This window comes from Leyella stercorea, from assembly GCF_021531355.1.
Lineage (GTDB): Bacteria > Bacteroidota > Bacteroidia > Bacteroidales > Bacteroidaceae > Prevotella.
Map to the genome: position 1 here is coordinate 1 of NZ_JADYTS010000108.1, position 6639 is coordinate 6639.

4 protein-coding genes and 1 pseudogene are annotated in these 6639 nt (G+C 34.6%); all 5 read left to right on the forward strand.

The window, feature by feature from the left end:
• The coding region (locus tag I6E38_RS13960; protein ID WP_235394564.1) for a hypothetical protein at positions 1-407 on the forward strand (407 nt) is incomplete at its 5' end.
• The gene (locus I6E38_RS13965; RefSeq protein ID WP_235394565.1) at positions 407-1525 is read left to right on the forward strand and encodes a hypothetical protein; all 1119 of its coding nucleotides are present in this window, start codon (positions 407-409) and stop codon (positions 1523-1525) included. The genes I6E38_RS13960 and I6E38_RS13965, both read left to right, overlap by 1 nt.
• Positions 1526-1538: 13 nt before the next feature.
• Complete coding sequence (locus I6E38_RS13970) at positions 1539-2234, forward strand: hypothetical protein (RefSeq protein WP_235394566.1); 696 nt, start codon at positions 1539-1541, stop codon at positions 2232-2234.
• Between the two features lie 84 nt (positions 2235-2318).
• Positions 2319-2651: pseudogene (locus tag I6E38_RS13975) on the forward strand (hypothetical protein).
• Between the two features lie 580 nt (positions 2652-3231).
• A complete protein-coding gene (locus tag I6E38_RS13980) occupies positions 3232-6522 on the forward strand; it encodes a sacsin N-terminal ATP-binding-like domain-containing protein (RefSeq protein WP_235394567.1) in 3291 nt (1096 codons plus the stop codon).
• Positions 6523-6639: the final 117 nt, after the last annotated feature.

The window sequence follows — 6639 nt, forward strand, 5'->3', positions numbered from 1 at the left end:
AGATAACTAATTCTAACGAGAATAAAGCAAATCCTGTTAACTATTCAACACAGGGTTTTACTGGTGACCCGAATCTTTCGTGCCAAAACGCCAATGAGTTATTCGTGTTTAATGCAGAACAATACTTTATGAATAAAGGTGTAGAATACTCTATTGAACGAGATGCCGATAGTGTTAGTTTTAACACATCTAAAGGTTTATTTAGACTAGATTTGCAAAATGGAAAACCATCCGCAGTTTCTGTATATAGTATTGGAAATACTTTTATAAAAGAATTTCGCGATTCTTTATGGACGACTAAAAAAGTTTTTGGATTTCCTGTTTGTGCTATTATGGACAATGCCAATGATGGTTACTTTGAAACCCATCCTTCAAGATTTATCATAATTATTTTCCAAAGAATATAATGATTCGAGACTCTGCTTTAATAGACAAACTGATTGCAGATCTTCATTTCCATAATTTTCTACACGTTGTGGAGGGAGATAATATTTTCACTAATGTAGATCTTACTATAGAGAATTTGCAATCAGTAATAAATGCTATTGGATTAGATAATAAACTTAATGCGCGTAAAGACTTTTATCACGGAGGAAATGTGCAAACTACAGAAAAATCAGATTATATAAATACATATCTTGATGATGTTTTTATTGATTATTTCTTTCGCACTTATAAATTCAAAGAAATTATTTTTCCAAAGGGGCTATGTCATGAACAAATAACTCCAGAAGGTATTGTTCATCCAAAAGAAGATATTTCCTTGGATTTAAATAATCTATATGATAGATGTACTTTTGCCAATAATATTTTCAGGTTGTTTGGTATAGACTCTGATTTGAAGAACCTTTTTCCTAGTAATAAATATATTAAATCTTTGTCGCTTGATTATCGAATCTTTGGTTTACATAGTTGGTGCTTTGTTTTAATCAAGGATGAACCAATATATAAAATGTATCTTGATAATTTCGTTAATAAATATTATCCAGGACATTCGTTGGAGAGAGCTAATCATAGAGGGCAAACAATAAAGGAATTTGTAAAATTCGTATATGAAAAATATCATACCGATCTATTTAGTGCTTTTCCAATTAATCATTTGTCTTCTTTACAGGAATTTGAAGATGGTTTTTCACAAATTCAAGATGAGAAGATATTTGGACAATATACTATAGAGGAAATACTATTGATTTATGCTCTCCTTACTGATAAATTCCTTTTGCACGAGGATTCTTTTCTTCTTACTTTGTGTTTTTGCATAAAATCCAAACTACTGGAGAATAGTATACTGAATGATTTTATTTATTTTGAAGATAATAATATGTCTTCTAAGTCTATAGAGCCATATATAAATAGTAAGGATATGTACTTGCGTTTTGCCAGTCATACTAAAAGCAAAGCCTATACCTTTAAGCCAACAAATGATGTTATGTGTCAAGTGGATTTATTCGGCAAACCATCAGTTAAATTAATAAGCCATAGTAATACTATGCCTTTACCATATTTTTATAAAAATATCACTTAATCAAAATAAAACTATGTACGTAAAAATTATCGATCGAGGAGAATGTTTCTCTACCACTCCAGAATTCATAGACGGAGTTTATGCAAATAAAACTGAGTGGGAGAAGCATAATTTTTATCCTCAAAATGGAATGGTTGGTGAAATCGTAAAACGGACACCTTCCGCATACATCGTAAAAATCATGAATGGTATTTACGTTCCAATGACAAGGCAAGGTATTGAAGAAATCGAATATGATGATTTTGTGGCTGGCCAATGTAACAATGTTTGCACAGGCATGGATGAGAAACAAAAAAGAATAAATAGCCAAGTTGATACCATTAATTCAATGAGTGGTTACAATTGGCAACACCTTCCTGATTTACGCGAATATTTTAGGTCGGATATAATTTCTAATATAGAGAAACTTACTTGCGATTATAAACGAAATATATTCTTGCCAGACTTGGAAAAATCCGCATTAATGTATTCTTTGGATATGTGTATAGAATATCAAAATAAAACTGGCAGAAAAATTCACCCTATGGCAATAGAAGACATCGTTAATCAGGTATGCGATGTTTATCAAGACTTTTTTAGTCATCAGTTTCCAAATTCCAGTAGAGAAACTTGCCTTCAAGAAGCTAAAGAAATGATGAATAATGAAAATGTCAATAATATTATTCAAAGATATTATCAAGAAGTTAACAATAGATATAATTGGTATTAAAAAAACAAGAAAGTAAGTAAGCACTCAAATTAGGGCTTAAATTAGAATGAAGTATCTTCGCTGCTGAATTTAAAACATTGAATTATGTACAGCAGTGAAGATTTGGAAAGATTCTATTTCCAGTACCAGACGGAGGCAATGCCTAATGGCATCTCCATAGAACAGTTCTGTTCACGTAATAAAGTACCTTATAATATATTCTATAAATGGTACAAGGATACATTCAACAAGATCGTGGAAGTAAAAGTGTATGGGCTTCCTCCTTCGGCTCAATAAGAGCGGAAGGAGGAAAGCCCTTCCCAAGAACCATCTTCTACAGTAACGAAGTCTTCTGGTGTTCACATTCTCGTAGAGTTGCGAATGACCAATGGGCTGCATATCTCCCAGAAGAACCTAAGCTATCAAGAGCTGATGTGACTGATAGAGAAACAGGAGGGTCTATGCTGAGTGTTACCGGTATTAACCGCTTCTATTATCTCCGTGACTTTACGAAAATGCGATGCAAGCATAACCAAGAGTTATCCATCATACGTGAACAACCTCACCATGAGCCCTCTGGCGGAGATGTGTTTATCGTCATGTCTTGTGACCGTCGTATAGTAAAAATATTCACTTATGACAACCGTTCATATACTCTGTTTGAAAAGACGTTTGTAGCTGCTCATCAGTTTTTGAAAGTGGACCATAATGGTGGTGAACGAGTTTAGTGAATAAACTAGAATTATCATAGCATCATCAGTACGGTGAAGATGCAAGGACGGTCTGTATTGGAGTACCTTGATAAGTTTTGTTAAAATATTTAGCAGTTACAGTTTTTTTCAGCCTACGACCAAATAAAATCAGATTGGCATTATGCCCATAGTTAATAAACGAGTAAAAAATTAACATCTCGATATATAGGCACTTGCAAAAGTGCCCATACAAAGGGCTATGCCCTAAATTGTGTACTAACTTATAGTGTTGAGAAATAATGGTAATTTAACAAAAACAGATATTTATGACAGATCAACAATTGGAAGACTATTTTTATAGTAGAGATCTAGGATGCTTAACTCCTAAACAGTTTCAGACTATTGAAAAAGAGTATCTTGACATACTTGGTTACTGCAAAAAAGTAAAACTTGGTATAGATAATCTTACTATCAATAGTGGTGAACGTGCTTTATGGGAACTTGTTCAAAATGCCCGAGACATGGGTGAGTCTTGCCGTATTCATATCGAACTAACTGAAGATAGTATTGTATTCCAGCATTACGGCAAACCCTTTTCATATTCTTCTCTTTTGGCATTAGTAAAACAAGATAGTTCAAAGGACGATTCTAGCAAGGATTTAGCAGGTCAGTATGGTACTGGCTTTATGACAACACATGCATTCAATCGTGTGGTGGATGTATTTGCTCCTTACGAAGTGCGCAAAAGCAAGACGGAAGTTGATAAGTATATAAATATGCATATTGTGCTCGACAGAAGTAAAACAGGCTCTCTAGAAGCATACAAAGAGATGAACCGAGAACTTGTCTTGGTGGAAAACATGTGCGAATCTTCTAAAGTTTGCCAAGGAGATGCTCCAACCATTTTCAAATACAAACTGACACAAGATTTAGTTGAAACCGTTTCCAACCAGATAAAAAACGTATCTAGTTTAATGCCGTTTGTATTAATTATAAATGAACGTATCAAGGAAGTTGAAATATATGACAAACATAGAAACGAGCATTATGTATTTAGAAAATCACCCATTCAGGCGCAAAATTCACCTTTTGGACAAAAAGGGTGGCATGAAATAATAGCGGTGGTTAACCGTGTGGATTTACTCTCTTCAGAATCTAAAAGTGTACCTTATAACTGCCATTATCTGTTGTCAGACGATAAAGAAGATATAGTGATAATACCTCCATTTCCATCTATATGTGATGATGTAGAAAAGATTCCTTCGTTATTTTTATGGTTTCCTTTGCTTGGAACAGAACAGTTTGGTGTGAATTTTATTTTTCACTCAAAAAAGTTCTATCCTGTAGAGAAACGTAACAATATTCAACTTCCTGAAGATGTTTCTTCAAAAAAAGAATTAGGAGAAAAGAATGAAAAAATACTGAAGAACATGATGGAAGCTCTTTTTGATTTTTATCAGATAGATGGAAAAGAGGCTGACTTGAATCGTGATTTTTGTAAGGTAGATTTCATCAAAGAAACTGAAGATGAAGTACAGAAGCTATTCTACAATGAGATGCAGACTATGTGGAACAATCAGGTAATAAACTGGAAAGTAATTCCTACTGCCGAGGGACGCAAAAGTATAACAGATAGTCGTGTGCGTCTTCTGCATCGAGACTTCTATGCAAACCTTAATGATGAGAAACGTGAAAAGTATGAAACAACATTGGCAAAGTTTGCTTCATACGTTAAGGACTCTAATGGCCAGGAATACCTTTTACCAACAACAGATTTGATCAAATGGTCAGAACTTGTTGAAAAGTGGGGCTATGAAAACACAGAAAGTTTCTTTATTACATTGAACGATGTTTGTAGAGCCATTAAGGATAAATCAGACAATTTGTTCGAGTTCCTACAATTCTTGAAGGATAGCGGAAATGAGTCGTTGTACGATTCTTACGCCTTGATACCGAATCGAGCCGGTACGTTATGTTTGAGACAAAACCTAAGACATGGTGATTTTATGAATGATCAACTATACAAACTCACATCTCCGCTTATGGGTGATGATGCAGCCAAGATGTTGGACATTACCTACCTTTCGCTTGCCAATTTTACAGAATATATTGTGAGTGACCTACATAATGCCATTATGGTTACAATGAGTAAGTGGAGAAGAAGTTCACTCGACCAAAACGTCAAACAGCCTTTAACTGAAAAACAGGTTACCGCCTTAATAGATTTCTGTTCTGCCACTTCACAGGACGAATTTACAAACTTTCGTGGTAAGATAATGACAGAATTGCCAACTTATTATGGTAAGAAATTCAGCAAAAATTACCTTCCAAAACAAGAGGATAAAGAAGAGGACTTCTATAGTTCTGCTTTCTCTTTGCTTCTAGACTACACCTTGTATCAGATTAGTACGCAAGATGAGAATTGGGTGAAAGAAAATAAATCTTTCTTGTTGAGGTTTCTGACTGAATATGCAAAAAGTACAGATACGGCACGAAAAGACAAGTTAGACACTTATGGTGTGATTCCTTGTCAAAAAGGATACCTATGCGTAAAGAAAGAACTTGTGAGAAATGATGGTATTATCCAAGAACTTGCTGCCATTTACAACTCAGTCATGGGCAAGGACCTTCAAGAAAAATGGATTGATACGGATTTCGAGAATCTTTATACCGATTTCAACACCCAAACTCCGAATGACATAGCACCAGACATTCAAACAGAGTTAGTAAAGTATATGAAGGATATAAACACCAATGGGCGACAAAAGGACAAGTCTATTGAGGGTATCATACGACAAATCATTTTGAAATTCGACAATGAAGAAGGATGGGATAAATGGTTTACCATTATAGACGAAAAAAAAGCAAAATACACATTTGACATGGCAAGTGGTGAAGCACAGAAAGGTATTTTCTCAATCATGGATATGGATGATAAAGACATTAAACGCCTTGCTGCACTCAATGAAAACGGAGCTTTACCTAATCTCATCACTCAGATGGAGAGACAAAAAGAACTTGACGATGAACGACAAAGTACCTTCAATTTCTGCTACAGGATTGGCAAAGCTATTGAGGATAGAATACGCGAAAAACTTGGAAATGAACTACTGAAGGTTCAAACACGTGAGAATATAGATGATAATATGTGTGTGAATGATATTCAGAACGGTCAGGACATGATCATCAGCTATGATGGTAAAGATATTTATTATGTGGAAGTGAAAGCAAAGTGGAACTTTGAATATGACAATTATGCACATATGAGCACTAATCAGGTGAGAATGGCAGCAAGTAACCCTAGTTGCTATGCGCTATGTTGCGTGGATCTATCTGATTCAGAGAAAGTGAACATTCCTGCAGATTCTTCAATTGAATATATAGAAGAGCATGAGGCTGAAATCTTCGCACAAACTAAAGTACATTTGAACATCGGTGATGAATTAAAAGAAATAATGACTCCAATCCTAAATGCAGAGAGTGACACTTCAGGCAGACAAATAAAGCTAGGAGATTATAGGGCAAACATTTCAAAAACGGCTTTCACAACTGGTGTGGAATTTGAAAACTTAATTGAAGCCATATTGGATAAGTGTTCTTTTGGGCATACCTTATAGCCTTTATTATACTTATACAGTTTTAGATATAGTAATATGGTAAGATAAGTAACTGTTCAAAATTAATTTTATAAATATGAATAATTCACGAATAAGTTCGTACCCACAGACGCCAAG